A 21106-nucleotide genomic window follows, 5' to 3' on the forward strand; every position below is an offset into this window, starting at 1 on the left:
GTAGAAGTTGGAAGATGGGATCCGGATCTTCGATGGATGAACGGGCCGTAGATCTTCATTTGGGATTAACGCGGGCATAGGCAATTTTATTCCTTGGAGTGTCTTCTTCCGATTGTGGTGGAGGATGGGCGAGTGGAATTAATAGAGTTTGATGCCTCAGGGCGGTAACCGCACGTTCGTGCGATTTCAGGATTGCTTGCGGTTAGCTGCGTCCGCTACACTTCTCGCGGCGGGCGGAAATACAAAACATATGAAAATTCACGAGTATCAGGCTAAAGAGATTCTTCGCAAGTACAACGTTCCGGTTCCTGGTGGCGAGATGGCGATCACGCTGGAGGAGGCCGATACGGCGGCCAAGTCGCTGTTTGCGGCAGGCAATGCGGTGGTTGTGGTGAAGGCGCAGATTCATGCGGGCGGACGTGGCAAGGGCGGCGGCGTGAAGGTGGTGAAGACGCTGAATGACGCGAATGCCGCTTCGAAGGCGATTCTCGGGATGCAGTTGGTGACGCATCAGACGGGAGCGGCGGGGCAGAAGGTGCAGCGGCTGCTGATCGAAGAGGGTTCGGCGATCGAGCGGGAGCTGTATCTCGGACTGGTCCTGGACCGGGCGAGCGCGAAGGTGGTGTTCATGGCCTCGCAGGCCGGCGGGATGGAGATCGAAGAGGTTGCGGCGAAGGACCCCGAGGCGATCTACAAGGAGTACATCGACCCGGCGGTTGGATTTCAGCCTTACCAGGCGCGCAAGCTGGCGTTCAAGCTGGGGCTGAAGACGACCCAGATCAACGACGCGGTGAAGTTCATGACCGGGCTGTACAAGGCTTTTATCGACACGGACTCGACGCTGATGGAGATCAATCCTTTCATCACGACCAAGGACGACAAGCTGCTGGCGCTCGATTGCAAGATAAACTTCGACGATAACGCGATGTTCCGGCACAAGGATCTGAAGGAGCTGCGCGATCTGGCGGAGGAGGATCCGCTGGAGGTCGAGGCGAGCAAGTATGCGCTGAACTACATCAAGCTGGATGGCAATATCGCCTGCATGGTGAACGGCGCAGGGCTGGCGATGGCGACGATGGACATCATCGAGTACGCGGGCGGCTCGGCGGCGAACTTCCTGGATGTGGGAGGCGGAGCGAACCAGGAGCAGATCGAGAATGCGTTCGGGATTCTGCTGAGCGATCCGAATGTGAAGGCGATCTTCATCAACATCTTTGGCGGGATTCTGCGCGTGGATGTGTTGGCGCAAGGTGTGGTGAACGCGGCGAAGAAGCTGAATGTGCAGATTCCGATCATTCTGCGGCTTGAAGGCACGAACGTAGAAGAGGGCCGCAAGATTCTGAAGGACTCTGGGTTGAATTTCCTGGTAGGCAGCACGATGAAGGAAGCAGCGGATATGGCCGTTGCGGCTGCGAAAGGTGGCAAGTAATGGCAGTACTGGTTGATAAGAATACGCGGCTGATCGTGCAGGGAATTACCGGCCGTGAAGGCACGTTCCACGCGAAGGGCTGCGCGGAGTATGGAACCAAGGTCGTCGGCGGTGTGACGCCGGGCAAGGGTGGAACGACTCACGAGGGCTGGCCGGTGTTCAACACGGTCGAAGAGGCGGTGAAGGAGACGGGCGCGAATACGAGCGTGATCTTTGTGCCGCCACCGTTTGCCGCGGATGGAATTCTGGAGGCGACTGCTGCCGGGCTTCCACTGGTGATCTGCATTACGGAGGGCATTCCGGTGCTGGACATGGTGAAGGTCTGGGAGGTGGTGAAGAACTCGAAGTCACGGCTGATCGGCCCGAACTGCCCGGGGGTGATCTCGCCGGGTAAGGCGAAGGTCGGCATCATGCCGGGCCGGATTCACAAGGAAGGCTCGGTTGGGATCGTCTCGAAGTCGGGAACGTTGACGTATGAGGCGGTGTACCAGTTGACGACGCGCGGCATCGGACAATCGACGGCGATTGGAATTGGGGGCGATCCGATCATCGGGACGACCCATATCGACGCGCTGCGGTTGCTGAACGACGATCCGGAGACCGAGGCGATCATCATGATCGGCGAGATCGGCGGGTCGGCGGAGGAGGCAGCGGCGAGGTTCATCAAGGAGTATGTCAAGAAGCCGGTGGTTGGGTTTATCGCCGGGCAGACTGCTCCTCCAGGACGCCGTATGGGACATGCGGGCGCGATTATCTCCGGCGGAGAGGGAACGGCCGCTGAGAAGATGAAGGCGATGAGTGAAGCGGGGATTACCGTGGTGAAGTCGCCGGCGGAGATCGGCGAGGCCATGGCGCGGGTGCTGGGCAAGGCCTAAGCGGTTTATCCAGAAGACGGCTTGCACCAAGAATAAAGGCCGGAGGGCGATTGCCCTCCGGCCTTTTATTGGGTTGACGGCTATTTGATGATGTTGCCGGAGGTGTCGCTGTACTCGATGGGTGCGAGGTTGAGGTCCTTGAGGCCGGGTTCGATTTTGGTGCGGTCGCCTACGGCTACGAGGATGAGGTGGTCGGGGTGGACGTCGGTTTTGGCGGCTGCTACGACTGCTTCGGTGGTGACGGCGCGGTAGGCGTCGGGCAGGGTGGCGTAGTAGTCGAGGGGGCGGTTGTAGAGGAAGATCGAGGTCATGGCTGCGGCGGTGGCGGCGGTGGTCTCGAACTGGGCGGGGATGGACTGGACGCGGGCGTCCTTGGCCATCTTGAGTTCGGCTGGGGTGGGGGGCTCGGTTTGGATGCGGTTGATTTCTAGCATCAGCTCTTTGGCTGCGGGAGCGGTAACGTCGGTCTTGACGAGGCCACCAGCGAGGAAGGGGCCGCCCTCGCGGTAGAGCGTGTAGATGGACTGCGCGCCATAGGTGTAGCCGTGGACCTCGCGGAGGTTCATGTTGATGCGGCTGGCGAAGCTGCCTCCAAGGGTGTAGTTCATGACCTGGAGGGCTTCGAGGTTGGGGGTGGAGCGGGGGACGCCGATGCCGAAGGCGAAGAGGGCGGTCTGAGGGGAGCCGGGCTTGTCGACCAGGACGAGACGGAGTTTGGGGGCGGGTGGGGCTGGAGGAAGAGAGATGGCGCTGGCGGCGGCGCCGGTCCAGGAGCCGAAGTAGCGCTCGGCGAGGCTCCGGGCTTCGGGCTCCTTGAGGTCGCCGGCGAGGACGAGGGCGGAGTCTTTGGGGCCGTAGTGTTGGGACCAGAAGGCCAGCATCTGCTCGCGGGTGATGGCCTTGACGCTGTCGACGGTGCCGGAGGTGGCGAAGCCGTAGGGCTGGTCTCCATAGACGAGGCGGGGGCCGACGCGCTGGGCGATGGCGGGGGGCTGGTCGCCCTCTTGTTGGATGGAGACCATGCGTTGATGGCGGATGCGTTCGAGGTCGGTTGGGTTGAAGGCGGGGTGGAGGACGACGTCGGAGAGGAGGTCCATGGCGGCGTCGGTGTTGTTGGTGAGGACGCTGACGCTGGTGCTGGTGCCGTCCATGCTGGAGAGTGCCGCGAGACGGGTGCCGATGCGCTCGGAGTCTTCGGCGAGCTGGGTGGAGGAGCGTTTGGTGGTGCCCTCGGAGAGCATGGCGGCGGTGAAGGTGGCGAGGCCGGGCCGGGTAGTGGGGTTGGTCTCGCCGCCGGAGCGCGAGACGACCGTGGCGGAGAGGACGGGCAGGTTGGAGTCTTCGACGAGGAGGACTTTGAGGCCGTTCTTGAGGGTGAAGGTCTTGGGGACGGGGAGGTGGAAGGTGAGAGCCGGACCCGGGGCTGGGGCGGTCTTTCGCCAGTTCTGGGCGGCTTCGAAGTCGGCGGTGTAGGGCTGGGTTAGCTTGACTTCAGCGTCGGTGGTGGCGGGGCTGCGGGGGACGTCGTCGACGACCTTCTTGCCAGGGATGCAGGAGACTACGACGGCGTGGTTCTGGTCGAGGAACTGCTTTGCGGCCTGCTTGACGCTGGCGATGGTGGCGGCCTGGTAGCGGGCGATGTCCTTGGGGAGGTAGCCGGGGTCGCCCTGGTACTGGTTGTAGCTGTTGAGGGTGTCGGCGATGCCGCCGAAGCCACCGAGGCGCTGGAGGCCGGAGATCTTGCGGGTGACTTCGATGGTGCGGGCGGAGTCGAGCTCATCCTGGGTGGGGCCGTCGGATTGAAGGCGGCCGACCTCCTGCCAGAAGGTGGCTTCGAGGTCTTTGAGCTCGATGCCGGGTTTGGCGGTGATAGTGCACTCGAGGACGGAGGTGAGCTTGAGTGGGTCGTGGGAGCAACTCACAGACTGCGCGGTCTGCTGCTGGTAGACGAACTTCTGGTCGAGGCGGCTGGCCTTTGCGCCGCCGAGGATGTAGGCGGCGAGGGCGGCGTCTGCGTCGCCGGGAGCGTAGGCCGGTGGGGTGAGGAAGGCGATGCGGAGTTGCGGGAGTTTGACGGTGTCGGTGACGGTGGCGCGCTTCTGCTCGTTGATGGCTGGGGTGGTAGCGGTGACTGGATCGACTTTCGGGCCGTGGGGGATGGGGCCGAAGTATTTCGTCAGGAGGGCCTTGAGAGTGGCGGGGTTGAAGTCTCCTGCGATGGCGAGGCTGGCGTTGTTGGGGGTGTAGAACTGCTGGTGGAAGTCGCGGATGTCGTTGATGCGGGCGGCTTCGATGTCGGCGTGGGAGCCGATGACGGCGGCGTAGTAGGGGTGCTCTTTGGGGAAGAGCAGGTGGTAGACCTGCTCGCTGGCGAGCTCGTAGGGAGAGCCTTCGCCCTGGCGGCGCTCGTTGCGGACGACGTCGCGCTGGTTGGTGAGCTTTTCGCGGTCGAGGCCTTCGAGGAGGAAGCCCATGCGGTCGCTTTCGAGCCAGAGGGCGAGCTCGAACTGGTTGCTGGGGACGGTCTCGAAGTAATTGGTGCGGTCGAAGCTGGTGGTTCCGTTGACGTCGGTGGCTCCGGCGCCCTGCACGTACTTGATGTGGGCTTTTTCGCCGACGTGCTCAGAGCCCTCGAACATCATGTGTTCGAAGAGGTGGGCGAAGCCGGTGCGGCCGGCGCGCTCGTTGAGCGGTCCGACGTGATACCAGAGGTCGACGGCGACCAGGGGCAGGCGGTGGTCTTCGTGGGTGATGACGACCAGGCCGTTGGGGAGGGTGAACTTCTCGTACTTCAGCTCAGGGAGCTTGAGGGGCTTTGCTGGCGGTAGAGGCTGGGCGAGGCTCGACACGGAGGCGAACGCGAGGGCAGAGGTCAATATTCCGTGAATCGTGAGGTCTGCAAGCTTGGAGGTGTAACTCGGCATAGATCGAACTCCTTGTGGATTGAGCCTGGAATGTAGCCGCAGCATATCACCTGGGGTTGGCCGTTTCCTCGCTGCGAGCGTTGTTTTCCGGTACGATTGAAGGACGGCTACGACTCTATCAGGAACCTTTTCAGGAGCAGAAAGACATACATGTCACAGCGTACATTCAGCATCATCAAGCCGGATGCGGTCCGCAAGGGCTACACGGCAGCTATCCTCGCCTCGATTGAGAAGGCGGGATTCAAGATTGTCTCCATTAAGCGGTTGTCCATCTCCAAGGCGCAGGCCGAGGGTTTCTATCACGTCCATGCGGCTCGCCCGTTCTTCGGAGAGCTGACGGAGTTTATGAGCTCGGGACCGATCTTCCCGATGGTTCTGGAGAAGGAGAACGCGATTGCCGATCTGCGCAAGCTGATGGGCGCGACGAATCCTGCGCAGGCGGAGGAGGGCACGATCCGCAAGCAGTTCGCGGCTTCGATCGGCGAGAATGCGATTCACGGCTCGGATGCCGAGGATACGGCGGCGTTTGAGATTGGCTACTTCTTTGCGGGGATCGAACTTCAGTAGTTCCCGATTCGGGAGTGCGAGACGGCAGGAGCGATGCTCCTGCCGTCTGTGCGTTTGGGGCTCTATTTTTCGAAGAGCTTGAGGTCGATGGAGTCGCCCATGAGCTTATAGCCGGCGTTGGCGGGGTGGAGGTGGTCGCCGGAGTCGGCAGCAGAGGAGTAGACGGCGGGGTTGGCGGGGTCCTGGGTGGCTTTTTCGAAGTCGATGACGCCGTCGATCTGGTTGGTGGTTCGGATCCACTTGTTGATGGCCTGGCGCATGGCTTCGCCTTCGGGTGAGGCGTACTTCGCTCCGATGTAGGGGGTGAGGGTGGCTCCGATGACCTTGATGCCGTGGGTATGGGCGCGTTCGGCGATCTGTCCCAGGGCGGCGATGAGCTCGTCGGCGGTGACGGGGTTATCCGGGTTGACGGGGTTGGTGGCGTGGCCGATGTCGTTGATGCCTTCGAGGAAGATGAGGTATTTGACTCCAGCCTGGGCGAGGACGTCGCGGTCGAAGCGGGCGAGGGCGCTGGGACCGGCGACGTCGTGCAGGAGGCGATTGCCTCCGATGCCTTCGTTGAGGACGGCCAGCTTGGCGGTCTTCTTGTTGGCCTGGAGTCGGGCGGCGAGGACGTTCGGCCAGCGGGCGTTGGTGTTGCGTGTGCTTTGTGCGCCGTCGGTGATGCTGTCGCCGAGGGTGACGATGGCGGCGGAGTCTCCGTCGAGCTTGACGTCGATGCCTTTGAGGATGGGCCAGTTGAAGATCTCTTTGGGGGCGTCGAGCTGTTTGGCTCCGACGACGTTGCCGGGGGCGGCGTAGCTGGTCTGGAGCGCGGAGGAGTGCACCGTGACCTGACGCATGGGCTGCTCGGGGAGGTAGAGGCTGACGGCTACGTCTGCGAAGGCGGGGAGCTTGAGCGCGACGGGATCGCTGAGGATGAGCGCTCCTGGTGGGATGGTGACGGTGGGGTGTCCGCCGAAGGTGAGGATGTTGGTGGAGGGGAGAGAGACTTCGCTTTGGCTGGCGCTGAGGGCGATGCGGGCCGCGCCGATGGTGAGGGGATCGAGGCCGAACTCGTTGGAGAAGATGACGCGGACGAGTGGGCCGCCGAGGGAGACGCGGACGATCTCGCGGAGGGTGGTGTCGGGGGCGATGATCTGGCCCTCGGGGTTGGTGACGGCGATGGGAGATGCGGCCCAGGTGCCGACCCAGTGATCTGGCGGGGTGGCGGCTGCTGCGAAGGGGGTGAGGGTGAGGACAGGGAGGAGGAGCAGGAGCAAGGGGGAGAGGCTTTTGTTACGACGAGTCATGGGAGTCCTTGTTCGTTTGAACTTGCTTTGCCGCTCCATCTTACCGCTGTTTTCGGGAGTGGCGGCGTTCACGTATAGTGGCGGTGGTTGCGCGATCTGCCACGCGACGGGGTTGGAAGCGATGGGACGGCTTCTTTGGGGATGCTGTTTTTGGCCCGGTTTTACAACATGAATTTCGAGGGAAGAGTGAGGTTGGTGACGATGAGATGGGCACGGGTTATTCTGCTTAGCATGACAACCGCAATCGCAGCACACGCCGCTGTAACGAAGAGTGCCTTTGGAACGACGCCGGATGGAACGGCGGTGGACCTTTACACGTTGAAGAGCGATGCCGTGGAAGCGCGCATCATGACCTATGGTGCGAGGATCGTCTCGATTAACACGGCGGACCGCGACGGCAAGATGGGAGACGTGGTGCTGGGGTACAGCGCTCTGGATGGGTATCTGGGGGACGCGACGACTTATTTTGGCGCGGTGGTGGGGCGATATGGCAATCGGATCGCCAATGGCTCCTTCAAGATCGATGGGCAGGAGTACCACGTTCCGGTCAACAATAATGGGCAGTCGTTGCATGGCGGAATTGTAGGGTTCGACAAGCTGGTGTGGCAGGCGCACCCGATCGCGGGCGGCGTGGAGATGACGCTGGTGAGCAAGGATGGCGACCAGGGGTATCCGGGGACGCTAACGGCGCATGTGCGCTACTCGCTGCACCATAACGCACTGCGGATCGATTACAGCGTTTCGACGGACAAGACGACAGTGGTGAATCTGACGAACCATACCTACTTCAACCTGGCGGGTGGCGGTACGGTGCTGGGCCACGAGATGACGTTGCTCTCCGACCACTACACGCCGGTGAACAAGGTGCTGATTCCTACGGGGGAGCTTCCATCGGTAGAGGGGACGCCGTTCGATTTTCGCAAGGCTACGTTGATTGGGGCGCGCATCGAGCAAGATAACGACCAGCTCAAGATCGCCGGAGGCTACGACCATAACTGGGTGCTGCGCGGAGCCAATGGCGAGGTGAAGACCGCAGCTCGGGTGTATGAGCCGGCGAGCGGACGCGTGTTGACGGTGACGACGACGGAGCCGGGCGTGCAGTTCTACTCGGGCAACTTCCTGGATGGGACGAAGTTCGGCAAGGCCGGTGAGTCGCATGAGAAGCGGTCTGGATTTTGCCTGGAGACGCAGCACTATCCGGATTCGCCGAACGAGCCGTCTTTTCCAACGACTTTGCTGAAGCCGGGTGAGACACGGCACAGCATGACGACGTTTACGTTCTCGACGCACGCGAAGTAGGGCGCGGGTGGAAGGGTTTCCTCGCGAGGCTTCTGGAGAGTCCGTCAGCCGCGGTGCCGCGGCTGACGCGAGGGATATCTTTCTGCGGGCGCTGGAGGAGACCAGCGTTGGCGCCGCGATGGAGCGGCGGTTGGTCTTTGAGGCGGGAACGTTGGTGGTGGATGGGCACCGTTACCTCCTGCATGGGTATGAGCACGTTTTGCTGATCTCGATTGGGAAGGCCGCAGGGGTGATGGCGGGCGCCTTTCTGGGGATTGTGGAGGGTGCGGCGGATCGCATCGAGGGTGTGGTCGCTGGGGCTTGTGAGCAGGAGATGCCGGAGGAGGTTCGGGTGTTTCGGGGTGGGCATCCGAGTCCGAATCAGGCTTCGCTCGATGGGGGGGCGGAGATTTTGCGGTTGCTCATGGGCGCTACGGAGCGGGATCTGGTGGTGTTTCTGGTGAGTGGAGGCGGCTCTTCGATGGTGGAGCAGATGCTGCATGGGATCTCGCTGGAGGAGACGGCGGCGACGCATAAGGCGCTGGTGGAGAGTGGCGCTCCGATCGCAGAGATGAATGCGGTGCGGAAGCATCTCTCGGTGGTGAAGGGGGGACGGCTTGCGGCGGCTGCGGCTCCGGCGGAGCAACTGACGATCTTTGTCTCGGATGTGCCGCACGGCGAGCTGGATGCGCTGGCTTCGGGATCTACTCTGCCTGACCGCAGCACGGTGGAGGATGTGCGGCGGATCGTTGCCAAATATGGATTGGCGGAGCGGATGCCGTCTGTGGTCGCAAGGATTTTGGCGGGCGATCTGATCGAGACGCCTAAGCCGGGAGATGAGGCTTTTGCGAGGTCGCGGTGGAGTTTGCTGTTGGATAGCACTTCGCTCGAAGAGGCGGCTGCTGCTCGGGCTACAGAGTTGGGGTGGACGGTGGTCGTCGACCATACATGCGACGACTGGAGTGCCGAGGACGCTGCGGAGTATCTTGTGACGAGGCTGGAGGAGCTGCGCGCCGTGGGGGAGCGTGTGTGTTTGTTGTCGGCGGGCGAGGTGACGGTGCGGCTGCCTCCTGCTGCGGGGCGTGGTGGGCGGAACCAGCACTTTGCCTTGTTGTGCGCTGAGCGGATTGCTGGTGGGGAGATGGTTGTTTTGAGCGCGGGGAGTGATGGGCTGGATGGCAACAGTCCGGCGGCTGGTGGGGTGGTGGACGGGACTACTGTGAGCCGGGCAGCGGCGGCGGGCTTTCCTGTGGAGCGGGCGCTGGCCGAGTTTGACTCGTATGGGCTGCTCTCTTTGCTGGGGGATGCCGTGGTGACAGGTCCTACGGGAAATAATCTGCGCGACCTTCGAATATTGCTGGCTCCGTAGCTTTGCGAGGGGGCCGGGCGATAGGTGGCGGCTGGTTCTATGATGGTTTTATAGATGAAGACGCGCTTTGCATTTGACCGGGACGGGCTCACGATTGCGTTGCCGGATGGGCCTTCGTATGAGGTGGTGGAGAGCCGGTCTGCGTTGCCACTGACTGACGCGGGGGCGGCGCTGGATGCAGCGTTGGATTCTCCTATTGGGTGCAGGCCGCTGCGGGAGTTGGCGGAGGGCAAGAAGAGCGCGGCGATCTCGGTGTGCGACATTACGCGGCCAGCTCCGAACTGGGTGACTCTGCCTCCGCTATTGCGGAGGTTGCATGAGGCGGGGATTCCGGTGGAGGGAGTAACGATCCTGATTGCGACGGGTCTGCACAGGGGTGCGACGCAGGCGGAGATCGAGACGATTGTCGGTGCCGAGATTGCGTCGAGGTATCGCGTCGTCAATCACGATGCGAAGGTGCTGGATGAGCATCGCGCTTTGGGGTCTACGCGGAGGGGTACACCGGTCTATATCGACGAGCGTTTTATGGCTGCTGATCTGCACATTACGGTGGGATTTATCGAGCAGCATCTGATGCTGGGATTTTCTGGCGGACGCAAGATGATCGCCCCGGGGGTGGCTGCGCAGGAGACGATCAAGGTGATCCACTCGCCGCGCTTTATGCGGGAGCCGATGGCGACGGAGGGCTCGATCGATGAGAACCCACTGCACGAGGAGTTGCTGGAGATTGCGCGGATGGCGCGACACGACTTCCTGCTGGATGTGACGCTGACGCAGAGCCGGGAGATCTCCGGGGTGTTTGCGGGGGAGCCGGTTGCGGCCCATGCTGCGGGCGTGGAGTTTTTGCGCGGTACTTCCCTCGAACGCCTTACGGGGCTGGCGGATGCGGTGATCACGAGCGCGGCGGGGTATCCGCTGGACCTGACGTTCTACCAGACCATCAAGGGAGTCACGGCGGCGGAGCATATCGTGAAGCCGGGCGGCAGGATTCTAGTGCTGGGAGCGTGTCCGGAGGGGATCGGGTCGCCTGAGTTTGCGGATAAGCTGCGGGAGTATCGGGGGCATGAGAGTTATCTCGCTGAGCTGATGAGTAGACCGGTGGAGGTGGATCAATGGCAGCTGGAGAAGCTTGCGTTGACCGAGAGTAGAAATGAGATTTTGTTCTACACGCCGGGGATTGCGAAGGATCAGATGGGCTCGCTGGGGGAGAAGAGTTTTTTGAAGGTGGAGGACGCTGTCCGCGAGCTGCTACGAGGGCTGCCGGAGGGAGCACGGGTGGCGTTGGTTCCTGAAGGGCCTTATGTCTTTGCGCGTGTCGTTGGTGAGGTCGCGAGCAGGGCTTAATGTCGCAACGGGTAGTCTGCTCAGTGTTTTTTGGGAACGCGGAGCCATGTGAGGGGCGATTAGTGAATAATGGTCTGGTTCCTCATGGCTTCTTACTCTTCCAATTCGGTCACAGGGCTGATCCTGTCTCAGACGAGCGATGCGGAGGTGAGCCCGTGCTCTTCGCTGGAGCAGGAGGTGCTATCGCTGTTCGGCTCGCTGCGGGCATCGCTGCTTCGCTACGCCATCTCGTTTGGGCTCTCCATCCATGATGGAGAAGATGTCATTCAAGAGGTCTTCCTTGCGTTGTTCCGGCATCTTCAGCTAGGGCGCTCGCGTGAGAATCTGCAGGGGTGGGTCTTTCGGGTTACACACAACCTTGCATTGAAGCGGCGTATCTCGAATCAGACTGAGAGTGGAGTTGCCGGGACCGATGTATCCATTGCGGGGGAGCTTCGTGATCCTGCGCCTGGTCCGGATGAGCATCTTCTCTTCAATGAGAGACGGGCGATGCTGCTCTCCGTGCTTCGTGCGCTGCCGCAGACGGATCAATGCTGTCTTCGTCTTCGTGCGGAGGGTCTTCGATATCGCGAGATCTCCCGGATTTTGGGGATCTCTTTGGGTTCTGTCGCTGCTTCGCTGGCTCGGTCGCTCGCTCGTATGGAGCGGACCGATAGGAGGTAATGGATGAGAGACCAGAACGATCATTTGTCCGATGAGCAGGTGTTGCTGCTGCTGGATGGCGAGATGTCGGCGGCAGATGAGGCGGTTGCAAATGCTCATCTGGAGCAGTGTCCGGACTGTTACGCGCGACGGGTCAAGATGGAGGGCGTTCTGGCGGAGGTTATCGCGGCGCACCAGGCCTCGGTAGGAGAGCATGTCTTGCCCTCTGCGACGGGACCACAAGCACTGCTCAAACTGAGGCTTCGTGCTGCCGGAGAAGGGCGCGAGTCGTGGACGCGGCGATTGGGGGGTGCGGTCGCGATGCGGCCGCAGCTTTATCTCTATGCTGCTCTGGTGGTCGCGGTTATTGGCATTGGGGCGTTCTACCGGCAGAAGGCGGGAGCCAATCGGCCACGGATTGAATTTGCTTATGAAGCGGGTGGGCGTGTCCCCAACCGTAGCCTGACTCCGGGGGCGACGCGGCCGGTTCAGCTAGCCGATATTTGTTCTGTGCAAGACGACGACCGGGACCCTGCTGTTTCGTCATCCATGCTCAGGACAATTTTTCAAGAGTATGGCATGGCGCCTGACACCTCTGCCAAGGATTACCAGGTCGACTATCTCATCAATCCTCAGTTGGGCGGGACCGATGATATTCGAAATTTATGGCCGGAGCCGTATACCTCGACGGTGTGGAATGCGCGGGTCAAGGACGCATTGGAGGACCGGTTACACCAGATGGTTTGCGACGGGCAGATCGATCTGGCTTCGGCGCAGAGGGATATCGCGACCGATTGGATTGCTGCGTATCAGAAGTACTTCCATACTCCGAAGCCTGTTTAGATCGACTCTTGTCGAGCGAGGTTAGAGAGTCTTGAGGTACGCTACGAGGTCCTGAATCTTGGCCGACTCCAACGAGCCTTTGAAGGGCGGCATCATCCCTTTGCCGTTTTCGATGAGCTTGGTGACTGCCTCGTCGGTGACTTTACTGTTGTCGGAGGTAAAGGTTCCGCGCTGGTAGAACCCTTTCAGGCCCGGTCCGATCTTCTTCTCGGTGGTCTCTGCGTTATGGCAGAGGGCGCATTTTTCCGCAAAGATGGCTTTGCCGCGGACTGCAGCCTCGGAGAGGGGCGCTGCCTTGGGTGGGGCCGGTGCATCCTGAGCCAGCGAGGAACGAAGTTGAACTGCAAAGAGAGTCGCTGCTATGGCGACGACAGCCACCGAAGATACAAAGTGTGATCGCATCCTTAGTCTCCATAATCCTTGAATTGCGTGTTTGGTATGACGCTTCGTTGCGAAAATAAGATTCGTGCAGGGGGTGAATCTTATTTTTCCAGAGAGATCACTCCCCATGGCGATTTACCGGCGGGTATTTTGTGGGTGACGGTATTGGTCGTGAGGTCGACGGCCGAGATGTCGTTCGAAGGACCGTTGGCGGAGTAGAGGGTCTTGCCGTTGGGCGAGAGCGCGATGCCCCAAGGGCGTTGTCCGACTTCAACCGATCCGATGACGGTATCCGTCGCGGTGTTGATGGTGAAGACCTGGTGTCCCCGGCCGGTGCTGACGTAGAGCTTGGAGGCGTCCAGAGAGAGCAAGACTCCCATCGGCTTGATGATTCCCGGCTTGCCGATCGAGATGGTTTTGATCATCTTGTGTTTCTTGGTGTCGACTACGACGACTGTTCCGTCGTTTTCGGCGTTGATATAGGCGCGGCTTCCATCGGGTAAAAAAGCAATCGAACGAGGCCGATGCCCGACTGCGATGGTGGCGACAATCTTGCCCGCCTCGGGATCGAGGACGGCGACGTTGCCCTTCTCTTCGGAGGTGATGTAGACGAACTTGCCATCGGGTGTGATTTTGACGCCTTCGGGCTGTGCCCCCATCTGGAAGGATTTGAGGATGGTGCCAGAGGCGACGTCCAGGATGCTCACCGCGGAGGTGTCTTCGTTGGAGATGAATAGCTGTTTGCCATCCTTGCTGACGTCGAAGTTCTCTGGATCAGGGCCGCCGTGAAGGATGCGGATCACCTTGTTTTGTTTTACATCGAAGACTCCGATGCCATCTGCGCTCCGGTCCGGAGGAGGAAGCGTGCTCTCATCGACGTCGGGGCCTGCGATGGGCGATCCGCTCAAGGCGATATAGAGGGTCTTGTGATCCGGGCTGGCGTGGATGCCGCGCGGACGTTTGCCGAGTGGAACTGTCGCTAGGACCTTGTATGTTACGGAGTCGATTACGGTGAGATCTCCGGAGACCTCGTTGGTCACGTAGATGCGAGGGCCGTTCGACTCTGGTTGTTCAGCTACGGGCTGCGCGGGCTTGTTCGCGGAGGAGCACCCTGAGACGAGGAACGAAAGGCTCATTGCAAGTGGAACAAGAGATAACGGACGCATGGGTTATTTTCCTTTGAAGGTGAAGTTCGCGGAGGTGTTGGTGTGGGGAGTGACGGTAATCTGCTGCTCTTGGGTGCCTAGATTTTCCTGCCAGACTGCGATGCTATAGGTGCCTGCAGGGAGGTTCTTGATCTCGAATGACCCGTCATCTCTTGAGACATCGAAGTAGGGATGCGGCAAGACGCCGATGAAGGCATGCATCCAGCTATGGATGTTGCACTTTACGCGGATCATGATCTCAGGCTTTATGAAATGGCGGCTGAGGGGAGCGTCTCCCGGACCCTGACTGTGGTTCCATTCGCGATTGACCTCTGCCATGGGGTGGATGTTGTGGGTTACGGGATCGGAGTTCGTGACCTGCAGGGTCTGGTTGGTCTGAATGCCGAGTACGCCGGGGCGGAACCAGCAGCCGCTCTGGTCGATCGTGACGGGAGATTTAGGCGCCTCGAAGTTCTTTCCTTCGAGACCCGCCTTGATGTACACAAAGGCGTTCGCGACCGAGCCGTTGGAGCTTACGACCAGAGACTGATCGTAGGCCTTGCCGTGGTGGGCTTCTACGCAAGCAGGGTCTTCCCGCATGTCGATCAGCTTCGGTGAAGGCTTCTTCCCTGAAAACTTGATGGTTCCGGTGAGCGATCCCGCGGTTGCTGGATCGACCTTGTAGAACGATGGCGCAGGTTGTGGGGCGGGGCCGGTCGAAGGTACGTTTTTGGGCGCATTCGAGCATCCCAGCGTCATGACAACGGCGCTAAACAAGCAGCAGTGATTTAACCAATGAAAGATTTTCATGTCAGGTGGTCAGATTACTCCTTCCCCGGGGGTCCTACGTTTGGAGGTAGCTCTCCGGTCAGCGATTTGAGAAACTCCATCAGATCGGAGCGTTCCTGCCCGGAGAGCTGGATCACGCGAATTTCCTTATCCAGATAGGGATTTGAGTTCCCTCCGCCGGCGTAGAAGTCAACGACTTGTTTGAGAGTTTTAAGAGCGCCGTCGTGCATGTATGGGGCGGTATTCGCAACGTTGCGCAGGGTAGGAGTCTTGAAGGCGCCCTGATCTGTCTCTCTCCTCGTCTCGTGGTATCGGCCCACGTCTTTGAAGGTGTCTTCATCGCCTACTCCTTCGCCGATGTTGTGAAACTTGCCATCGGTAAAGAGAGCGTACGTTCTGTCGATGGTGTGGCAGGTTGCGCAGTTGCCTTTCTGAGGATCTTTGAAGAGGGCGAGGCCGCGTATCTGCGCCTGTGTCAGGGCGCTCTTGTCCCCTCCAAAGGCGTACCGGTCGAACGCGGAGTCGCCGCTAAGGATCGTCCGCTCGAAGCTGGCAAGGGCCTTCTCCACTCTCCCGATGGTGATCTGTTTGGAGCCGAATGCGTCGCGGAACATGGACTGATACTTGGGATCGGATCCGAGCTTGGAGACGGAGACCTCGTGGGTCTGGTTCATCTCTACAGGGTCGGCGATGGGACTGGCTGCCTGCTCCTCCAGACTGACGGCTCGTCCGTCCCAGAACTGCAGAGGGAGGTAGGCGGTATTCGCTACCGTGGGGGCGTTACGGACTCCGCCCATTCCGCCTACCCCTCTTGAGATTTGCTGGCCATCGGTGAAGCCCAAAGTTGGGTTATGGCAGGAGGCGCAGGCGAGGGAGTTATCTTTTGAGAGCCTTACGTCGTAGAACAATCTTCGCCCCAGGGCGATGGTTTCTTTGGTGGGAGGATTGTCTGGAGGAATGGGAACTGGAGGCAAGCCTAAAGGCGGCTTGATCTCCACGGCTGTGCCGATGGGCCGCTCACTGACGGGGCTTTTACATCCGCCCAGGAGGCCCAAAAAGCCAAGGATAAACGCGGGGAGAAGAATCCGCCGGAGTGGGGCGGACGTGTTTCCGGGCGGTAGAAGGGCAGCAGGGAAGGTGCCGGCGAGGCCTGTTTGCCAGGATTCTAGAGGTGTGCCCATACTTCATGCCTCTCGTAATGCAAACGATCCACCCCAATTTAACCAGCACGCTGGCGCTTAGCCAATTTACAGTATCGTGGGCTTGCGAGGCGATGAAGCCGGGTCCTCCCAGGTCCTTATAGAGCGCAACTTCCTTGATAGAGAGGAGACGGAGCCGGCCTGCGGTTGGACTCATGCGTGAATTTATGGGTCATGCCGCGACCGTACGACGTATTCGTGGCTTAGAAAGACTCCGGGCAATTGTGTCAGGGAGAGGTTGTTTCAAATTCGAAATGACCTTGACATCGGTCTTATCGCGTGGATAGTATGCTCGCGAAATGAGACGTCTCATGATTTTTGAAACTGAGTCCTGATTCCTCCTTTTATTTTCATGTTTTTCCCCTATTGTTGACGTGGATGATTTCTGGTTAAGAGGTTTAAATGGTGATGGCTCTCGATAGGTTAGACAGGTCGTCTTGGTTTAAAGTAACGCGCACCGTATTGAGCCTGTTCGCAGTCGCTGGCTTCGGATTTACGTCGCTTGTAGCCGCGCACGGTCAGGCGGCGACGGGAGCTCCGGAGTGGAATACGGGCAGCTTCAACCCGGCGCGCGATGCGTGGCAGCGGAATGAGACCAAGATCAGTCCAGAGAACGCGAAGAGCCTTCAGCTGCTCTGGAAGGCAAAGCTACAAGTAAAGACGATGGGGATGCAGTCCTTCCGTGAACCTTTGATTGTCTCCAGTGGAGGTAAGATTCTGGCTCTCCTGGCAGGCAGCTCGAACGAGGTCTACGCCCTGGATGCGGATAGTGGAGCGGTGGTCTGGCAGAAGAAGCTGGCCTGGGCGTCGGACAAGCCGCAGGAGCCTGGGGAAGGGCGTGGATTCATCTGCACGAACGCTCTGAGCGCCACACCGGTTGTGACGCCTCCGGGCGCGAGTGAGAGATTCGTTTACCTCATCACCAGCGATGGTTATCTGCATAGCCTGGCTTTGGGGAGTGGCGATGAGAAAGATGCGCCGCTGCAGGTGCTACCCGCACCCTATGGGAAGCCGTATGGCTTGAACCTCGTCAATAACGTCATCTACACCATTACGGGACAGGGATGCGCGGGCAATCCGAATGCGCTTTACGCTGTGAACCTGGCTAATAAGAAGGTCACGGTCTCGCAGCCTCCGCAAGCTGGCCTTTGGGGTGTGGCTGGTCCTACGATTGGCGCTGATGGAACGATCTATTTTGAGTCTGGAGATGGTGCGTACGATGCAAAGGCCGGACGGCTTTCGACCAGCGTGGAGGCCTTCACCTTTTCGAACGATACGTTGACGCTCAAGGATTACTACACTCCTTCGAACTACGAATGGTTGACCAAGCGCGATCTTGATATGAACGGGACCGCCGTTATCTTTCCGTATAAGGATCGGGAGCTGATGGTGGCTTCGGGCAAAGAGGGCCGCTTCATCCTGCTGGATACGAAGTCCATGGGCGGAGCGGATCACCAGACTCCTGTGTACCGGACTCCACTGATTACAAATACCAATGCGAACTTTCAGACGGAAGGAACCTGGGGAAGCCATGCTTCGTGGCTGGACAAGGATGGCACTCGATGGGTGCTTGCGCCGACGGGCTCTGAGGTTTCGGTGAAGTTTCCGATTACCAATGGCAAGGCGCCGAACGGAGGTGTCATTGCGATGAAGCTGGAGGACAAGGGTGGCAAGCTGGCTTTGGAGCCGGCCTGGCAATCGAGGGACATGATTACCGCTGAACCGCCCGTGATCGCCAACGGTGTGGTCTTCGCGCTTGCGGGAGGAGAGTTTACCGGTCAGGCGAACGATACGGAGGGCGGCCTCTTCAGCTCAGAGCAACGGATTCAGAAGTCGGTTCCGGCGAAGCTGTTTCTCCTCGATGCGAAGACTGGCAAGGAGCTGTACTCCAGCGGGGAACAGATCACTTCGTTTCTGCACCAGGCGGGTCTTTCAGTGGCAGGGGGACGAGTTATCTTCGGTACCTTCGACGGCACGATCTACTGCTATGGGGTCAAGTAGTTTAGGTGTCGGTTAAGTGCCAGATGAGAGCCCGTTGCTTATGTCTGTTTGTCCGTACGAAAGGTAAATCAGATCTAGGTTCTCTGTATTTTGATACGTTCATTGCACATCGAATCGAGGAAGTGAAGTGATGAGAAATTCTCTGGTTTTATCCGTAGCACTGTCTCTCTCTGGTGCTGTTGCAGGCTCGGGTGCGGCCTTTGCCCAAGGTGGAGCTGTCGGCAACTGGACCACCGTTGGGAATGATGCGGGACACAGCAACTGGCAGAAGAATGAGGCGAAGATCTCCAAGGAGACTGCTGGGACGCAGTTCAAGTTTCTGTGGAAGATCAAGCTGGGGTCGACGAAGGAGACTCAGTCTTTCACGGAACCTCTGCTCGCTCTGCGTTTGATCAACGCGCAAGGGTTCAAGGATCTTGCACTCTGGGGAAGCACGGATACTGTGTACGCCGTCGACTCCGAATTGGGAACTCTGGTTTGGAAGAAGACCTACGATGTGCCGGCCGCGAGTGGTGCGGGAGCATGTGGAGCGCGAAATCTCAGCATCGTGATGGAGCCACCTTTGGTCATCAACTTTGGAGCACGCCGTGCCCCGGGCGCTCCACCGCCGCCTGCTCCACCACCTCCGCCACCTCCAAGTCAGCGTCGCCTCGGTGTTGCGGCGGGCGGCGGAGGCTTTGGTCTGAAGGGCCTTTATGTGCTGACGGGCGATGGCATGCTTCACGAGCAGGTTCTGACCACGGGTGTGGATTTTGCTCCGCCGGTAAAGTTTCTGCCGGCTGCAAATGCGAATCCTGATGGGCTGAGTTCGATCGGAAAGACGATGTTCACGCTTACAGGACGCGGCTGCGGTGGCGCGAAGAACGCGCTTTGGGCCATCGATCTAGCGAGTCCCGACTACACCGTTAGCAGCTATACGACTGAGAAGGCTGCTCCGCTTGGGCTCGCTGGTCCGACGCTAGGAGATGGAGTCGCCTATGTGGTAACAGGCAGCGGCACTGTGGGCTCCGCGGCTGACGTTCATCCAAACAGTGTGACATCGGTCACGACCAAAGATATGAAGGTGAAGGATTGGTATGCGCCTTCCGGTGAGGGCAAATTGAGCAACGTCTCTCCGGTCGCGTTTACCTTCAAGCAGAAGAAGCTTGTTGCGGCGCCGGGCAAGGACGGAAGCTATGTCTTGCTGGACAGCGAATCGCTTGGCGGATCGGATCATCACACACCGTTAGCAGAGACGGCGAAGATCTCGAAGGCAAAGAGCGATACCTTTGATAGCCTCGCAAGCTGGCAAGATGCTAGTGGTGCGGCCTGGGTATTGGCATCGGTCTCGGGTCCTCTGGATGCTGCCGCGAAGTTTGAGACGATGAATGGTCCTGCGACGCATGGGTGCATCGTTGCATTCAAGGTGGAAGAGCAGGGCGATAAGACGGTGCTGACTCCTGCCTGGGTCTCGCGGGATTTGATCAATCCTGCTCCGCCCGCAGTTGCAAATGGAGTCGTGGTGGCGCTCTCGCAGGGCAATGCGGCGACGCATGCCACGCTCTACGTTCTTGATGCCACGACCGGGAAAGAGTTGTACTCCAGCAAGGATTCGATCTCAACTTATGCGCATCTTACTGGCGTATCTATTGGGGATGGTCATGCCTTTTTTACTACACATGACAACACACTTTATTCCTTCGGTATTGGATTGGAACACTGATCGGTTCTCTCAACACCCGCAGATTCGAAGGTGCTAATCTGCGATAGCAAATAGCATAGTCACGGCGTGGCTATCCATGAACAAAGAATGAAGGTCAAAGATGCTAAGTAGAGTTCAGGTAGAAGAGGCAATCAAAGCGGGTGCAGGCGTTTTGAGGTTGCAGCCGAGTTGGGTTCCGCGCTCGTTCATGATTCCGGGAAGAAGATTGAAGCTTCATCCGGATGACTTATACGCGTTCGGTGGGCATCGCGGTGGCATCAATGAACGGTGGTTCTCGTCGACGACGAAGGCCTCGAATGGACCGGATACGCTGCCGGACGAAGGCCTCAGCTATGTTCGTCCGGATAAGGGCGAGAAGTTCCTGCTGAAGGATGCGGTTGAGACTGCGGGAGACCTGCTCCTTGGCGCAGATGTAATGAAGCGTGAAGGCGGCTGGAACCTGCTGTGTAAGTTCTTCGACAATATGGGCCCGATTCCGCACCACATGCATCAGAGCGACGAGTTCGCGAAGTTGGTGGGACAGAAGGGTAAGCCCGAGGCATACTACTTTCCGCCACAGTACAACCAGACGCAGAATAATTTCCCCCATACCTATATGGGATTGGAGCCTGGTACGACGAAGGACGACATTCGCCGCTGCCTGGAGAGATGGAACCAAGGCGACAACGGTATCCTCGCCTATGCTCGTGCATACCGGCTTGTTCCCGGTACGGGATGGCAGATCAATCCCGGCATCCTCCATGCTCCCGGATCGCTTGTTACCTATGAACCACAGGTGAATAGCGATGTCTTTGCGATGTTCCAGTCCGAAGTGGATGGCCGCATCGTGGATTGGGGTCTTCTTACCAAGGATGTGAAGCCTGAGCACAGCAAGGATCTCGATTACCTGATCAGCATGTTGGATTGGGAAGGGAACCTCAATCCGAACTTCGCCGAGAGCAACAAGACCTTTCCGAAGCCTGTGAAGCCAGTGGAAGAGATGGAAGCGGAAGGTTATCGTGAGGTTTGGATCACCTATGGGACTTCTTTCTACTCTGCCAAAGAACTTACGGTGTTGCCTGGCCGAAGCGTCACCATCAAGGACAGCGCTGCCTATGGCGTCATCCTGACGCAAGGTCATGGTTTGCTGGCGAAGCAGACGGTGAGCACACCCTCGATGATCCGTTTCGGACAGATGACGGAGGATGAGGTATTCGTCACGGCGGCGACGGCTCAGGCTGGATTGCTTGTCGAAAATAAGAGTTCGTCCGATCCGCTGGTCCTACTGAAGCACTTTGGTCCGGGGAACCCGGACGCGGAACCACTGCGAAAGAAATAAGAGGAACC

At 59.4% G+C, this 21106-nt stretch carries 17 protein-coding genes; 11 read left to right on the top strand and 6 right to left on the bottom strand.

All coding sequences use genetic code 11. The annotated features are described in order from the left end of the window. The first annotated feature begins 250 nt into the window (after positions 1–250). Both sucC and sucD read left to right on the top strand, forming a co-directional pair. A complete protein-coding gene (gene sucC / locus HB393_RS05015; RefSeq protein WP_213804035.1) occupies positions 251–1429 on the top strand; it encodes an ADP-forming succinate--CoA ligase subunit beta in 1179 nt (392 codons plus the stop codon). Beyond that, positions 1429–2304, top strand: coding sequence for a succinate--CoA ligase subunit alpha (sucD, locus tag HB393_RS05020; protein WP_213804036.1), 876 nt, complete (start codon positions 1429–1431; stop codon positions 2302–2304). The genes sucC and sucD overlap by 1 nt, the downstream gene beginning before the upstream one ends. 80 nt (positions 2305–2384) lie before the next feature. Here the strand turns inward: sucD and HB393_RS05025 are convergent, their stop codons facing one another. Beyond that, positions 2385–5228 carry a pitrilysin family protein gene (locus HB393_RS05025; RefSeq protein ID WP_213804037.1) on the bottom strand — a complete coding sequence of 948 codons (2844 nt, stop codon included), beginning with the start codon at positions 5226–5228 and terminating at the stop codon, positions 2385–2387. Between the two features lie 150 nt (positions 5229–5378). Between HB393_RS05025 and ndk the strand changes: the two genes are divergently transcribed. Beyond that, entirely contained in the window at positions 5379–5795 is a 417-nt protein-coding gene (gene ndk, locus HB393_RS05030; protein WP_213804038.1) for a nucleoside-diphosphate kinase, read from the top strand. 62 nt (positions 5796–5857) lie between these two features. Here ndk and HB393_RS05035 read toward each other — a convergent pair whose 3' ends face one another. After that, on the bottom strand, positions 5858–7087 hold the full coding sequence (locus tag HB393_RS05035) for an SGNH/GDSL hydrolase family protein (protein ID WP_213804039.1): 1230 nt from the start codon (positions 7085–7087) through the stop codon (positions 5858–5860). Between the two features lie 231 nt (positions 7088–7318). On the opposite strand from HB393_RS05035, the gene HB393_RS05040 reads away from it, so the two are divergent. From HB393_RS05040 to HB393_RS05060, 5 genes are all read left to right on the top strand, one after another. Next, entirely contained in the window at positions 7319–8386 is a 1068-nt protein-coding gene (locus HB393_RS05040; protein WP_255550795.1) for an aldose epimerase family protein, read from the top strand. 7 nt (positions 8387–8393) lie between these two features. Beyond that, on the top strand, positions 8394–9734 hold the full coding sequence (locus HB393_RS25610; protein WP_345945042.1) for a DUF4147 domain-containing protein: 1341 nt from the start codon (positions 8394–8396) through the stop codon (positions 9732–9734). A gap of 54 nt (positions 9735–9788) precedes the next feature. Then, entirely contained in the window at positions 9789–11078 is a 1290-nt protein-coding gene (gene larA / locus HB393_RS05050) for a nickel-dependent lactate racemase (RefSeq protein WP_213804040.1), read from the top strand. 69 nt (positions 11079–11147) lie between these two features. Further along, positions 11148–11741, top strand: coding sequence for a sigma-70 family RNA polymerase sigma factor (locus tag HB393_RS05055; protein ID WP_213804041.1), 594 nt, complete (start codon positions 11148–11150; stop codon positions 11739–11741). Positions 11742–11744: 3 nt separating this feature from the next. Continuing rightward, positions 11745–12563 (top strand): zf-HC2 domain-containing protein, encoded by an 819-nt coding sequence (locus HB393_RS05060; protein ID WP_213804042.1) that lies wholly within the window; start codon positions 11745–11747, stop codon positions 12561–12563. A gap of 21 nt (positions 12564–12584) precedes the next feature. Here HB393_RS05060 and HB393_RS05065 read toward each other — a convergent pair whose 3' ends face one another. The 4 genes from HB393_RS05065 to HB393_RS05080 form a co-directional block, all read right to left on the bottom strand. Continuing rightward, a complete protein-coding gene (locus tag HB393_RS05065; RefSeq protein ID WP_213804043.1) occupies positions 12585–12965 on the bottom strand; it encodes a cytochrome c in 381 nt (126 codons plus the stop codon). A gap of 80 nt (positions 12966–13045) precedes the next feature. After that, a complete protein-coding gene (locus tag HB393_RS05070) occupies positions 13046–14110 on the bottom strand; it encodes a beta-propeller fold lactonase family protein (RefSeq protein ID WP_213804044.1) in 1065 nt (354 codons plus the stop codon). A gap of 3 nt (positions 14111–14113) precedes the next feature. Further along, positions 14114–14848, bottom strand: a complete 735-nt coding sequence (locus HB393_RS05075; RefSeq protein ID WP_255550796.1) for a carboxypeptidase regulatory-like domain-containing protein — start codon at positions 14846–14848, stop codon at positions 14114–14116. Positions 14849–14913: 65 nt separating this feature from the next. Next, the gene (locus HB393_RS05080) at positions 14914–16059 is read right to left on the bottom strand and encodes a cytochrome c peroxidase (protein ID WP_213804046.1); all 1146 of its coding nucleotides are present in this window, start codon (positions 16057–16059) and stop codon (positions 14914–14916) included. Between the two features lie 480 nt (positions 16060–16539). On the opposite strand from HB393_RS05080, the gene HB393_RS05085 reads away from it, so the two are divergent. The 3 genes from HB393_RS05085 to HB393_RS05095 all read left to right on the top strand — a co-directional run bounded on the left by HB393_RS05085 (position 16540) and on the right by HB393_RS05095 (position 21098). After that, a complete protein-coding gene (locus HB393_RS05085) occupies positions 16540–18078 on the top strand; it encodes a PQQ-binding-like beta-propeller repeat protein (RefSeq protein WP_213804047.1) in 1539 nt (512 codons plus the stop codon). A 130-nt stretch (positions 18079–18208) separates the two neighbouring features. Continuing rightward, complete coding sequence (locus tag HB393_RS05090; protein WP_213804048.1) at positions 18209–19780, top strand: hypothetical protein; 1572 nt, start codon at positions 18209–18211, stop codon at positions 19778–19780. 100 nt (positions 19781–19880) lie between these two features. Continuing rightward, positions 19881–21098: a hypothetical protein gene (locus HB393_RS05095; protein WP_213804049.1), complete on the top strand. Its 1218-nt coding sequence runs from the start codon at positions 19881–19883 to the stop codon at positions 21096–21098. Positions 21099–21106: the final 8 nt, after the last annotated feature.

The organism is Granulicella sp. dw_53, from assembly GCF_018449545.1.
Taxonomy (GTDB): Bacteria; Acidobacteriota; Terriglobia; order Terriglobales; family Acidobacteriaceae; genus Edaphobacter.

What these genes read in the sequence shown, in the direction of transcription:
- sucC (WP_213804035.1), top strand. Translation starts at nt 251, where the DNA reads ATGAAAATTCACGAGTATCAGGCTAAAGAGATTCTTCGCAAGTACAAC.
- sucD (WP_213804036.1), top strand. Translation starts at nt 1,429, where the DNA reads ATGGCAGTACTGGTTGATAAGAATACGCGGCTGATCGTGCAGGGAATT.
- HB393_RS05025 (WP_213804037.1), bottom strand. Translation starts at nt 5,228, where the DNA reads ATGCCGAGTTACACCTCCAAGCTTGCAGACCTCACGATTCACGGAATA.
- ndk (WP_213804038.1), top strand. Translation starts at nt 5,379, where the DNA reads ATGTCACAGCGTACATTCAGCATCATCAAGCCGGATGCGGTCCGCAAG.
- HB393_RS05035 (WP_213804039.1), bottom strand. Translation starts at nt 7,087, where the DNA reads ATGACTCGTCGTAACAAAAGCCTCTCCCCCTTGCTCCTGCTCCTCCTC.
- HB393_RS05040 (WP_255550795.1), top strand. Translation starts at nt 7,319, where the DNA reads ATGACAACCGCAATCGCAGCACACGCCGCTGTAACGAAGAGTGCCTTT.
- larA (WP_213804040.1), top strand. Translation starts at nt 9,789, where the DNA reads ATGAAGACGCGCTTTGCATTTGACCGGGACGGGCTCACGATTGCGTTG.
- HB393_RS05055 (WP_213804041.1), top strand. Translation starts at nt 11,148, where the DNA reads ATGGTCTGGTTCCTCATGGCTTCTTACTCTTCCAATTCGGTCACAGGG.
- HB393_RS05060 (WP_213804042.1), top strand. Translation starts at nt 11,745, where the DNA reads ATGAGAGACCAGAACGATCATTTGTCCGATGAGCAGGTGTTGCTGCTG.
- HB393_RS05065 (WP_213804043.1), bottom strand. Translation starts at nt 12,965, where the DNA reads ATGCGATCACACTTTGTATCTTCGGTGGCTGTCGTCGCCATAGCAGCG.
- HB393_RS05070 (WP_213804044.1), bottom strand. Translation starts at nt 14,110, where the DNA reads ATGCGTCCGTTATCTCTTGTTCCACTTGCAATGAGCCTTTCGTTCCTC.
- HB393_RS05075 (WP_255550796.1), bottom strand. Translation starts at nt 14,848, where the DNA reads ATGACGCTGGGATGCTCGAATGCGCCCAAAAACGTACCTTCGACCGGC.
- HB393_RS05080 (WP_213804046.1), bottom strand. Translation starts at nt 16,059, where the DNA reads ATGGGCACACCTCTAGAATCCTGGCAAACAGGCCTCGCCGGCACCTTC.
- HB393_RS05090 (WP_213804048.1), top strand. Translation starts at nt 18,209, where the DNA reads ATGAGAAATTCTCTGGTTTTATCCGTAGCACTGTCTCTCTCTGGTGCT.
- HB393_RS05095 (WP_213804049.1), top strand. Translation starts at nt 19,881, where the DNA reads ATGCTAAGTAGAGTTCAGGTAGAAGAGGCAATCAAAGCGGGTGCAGGC.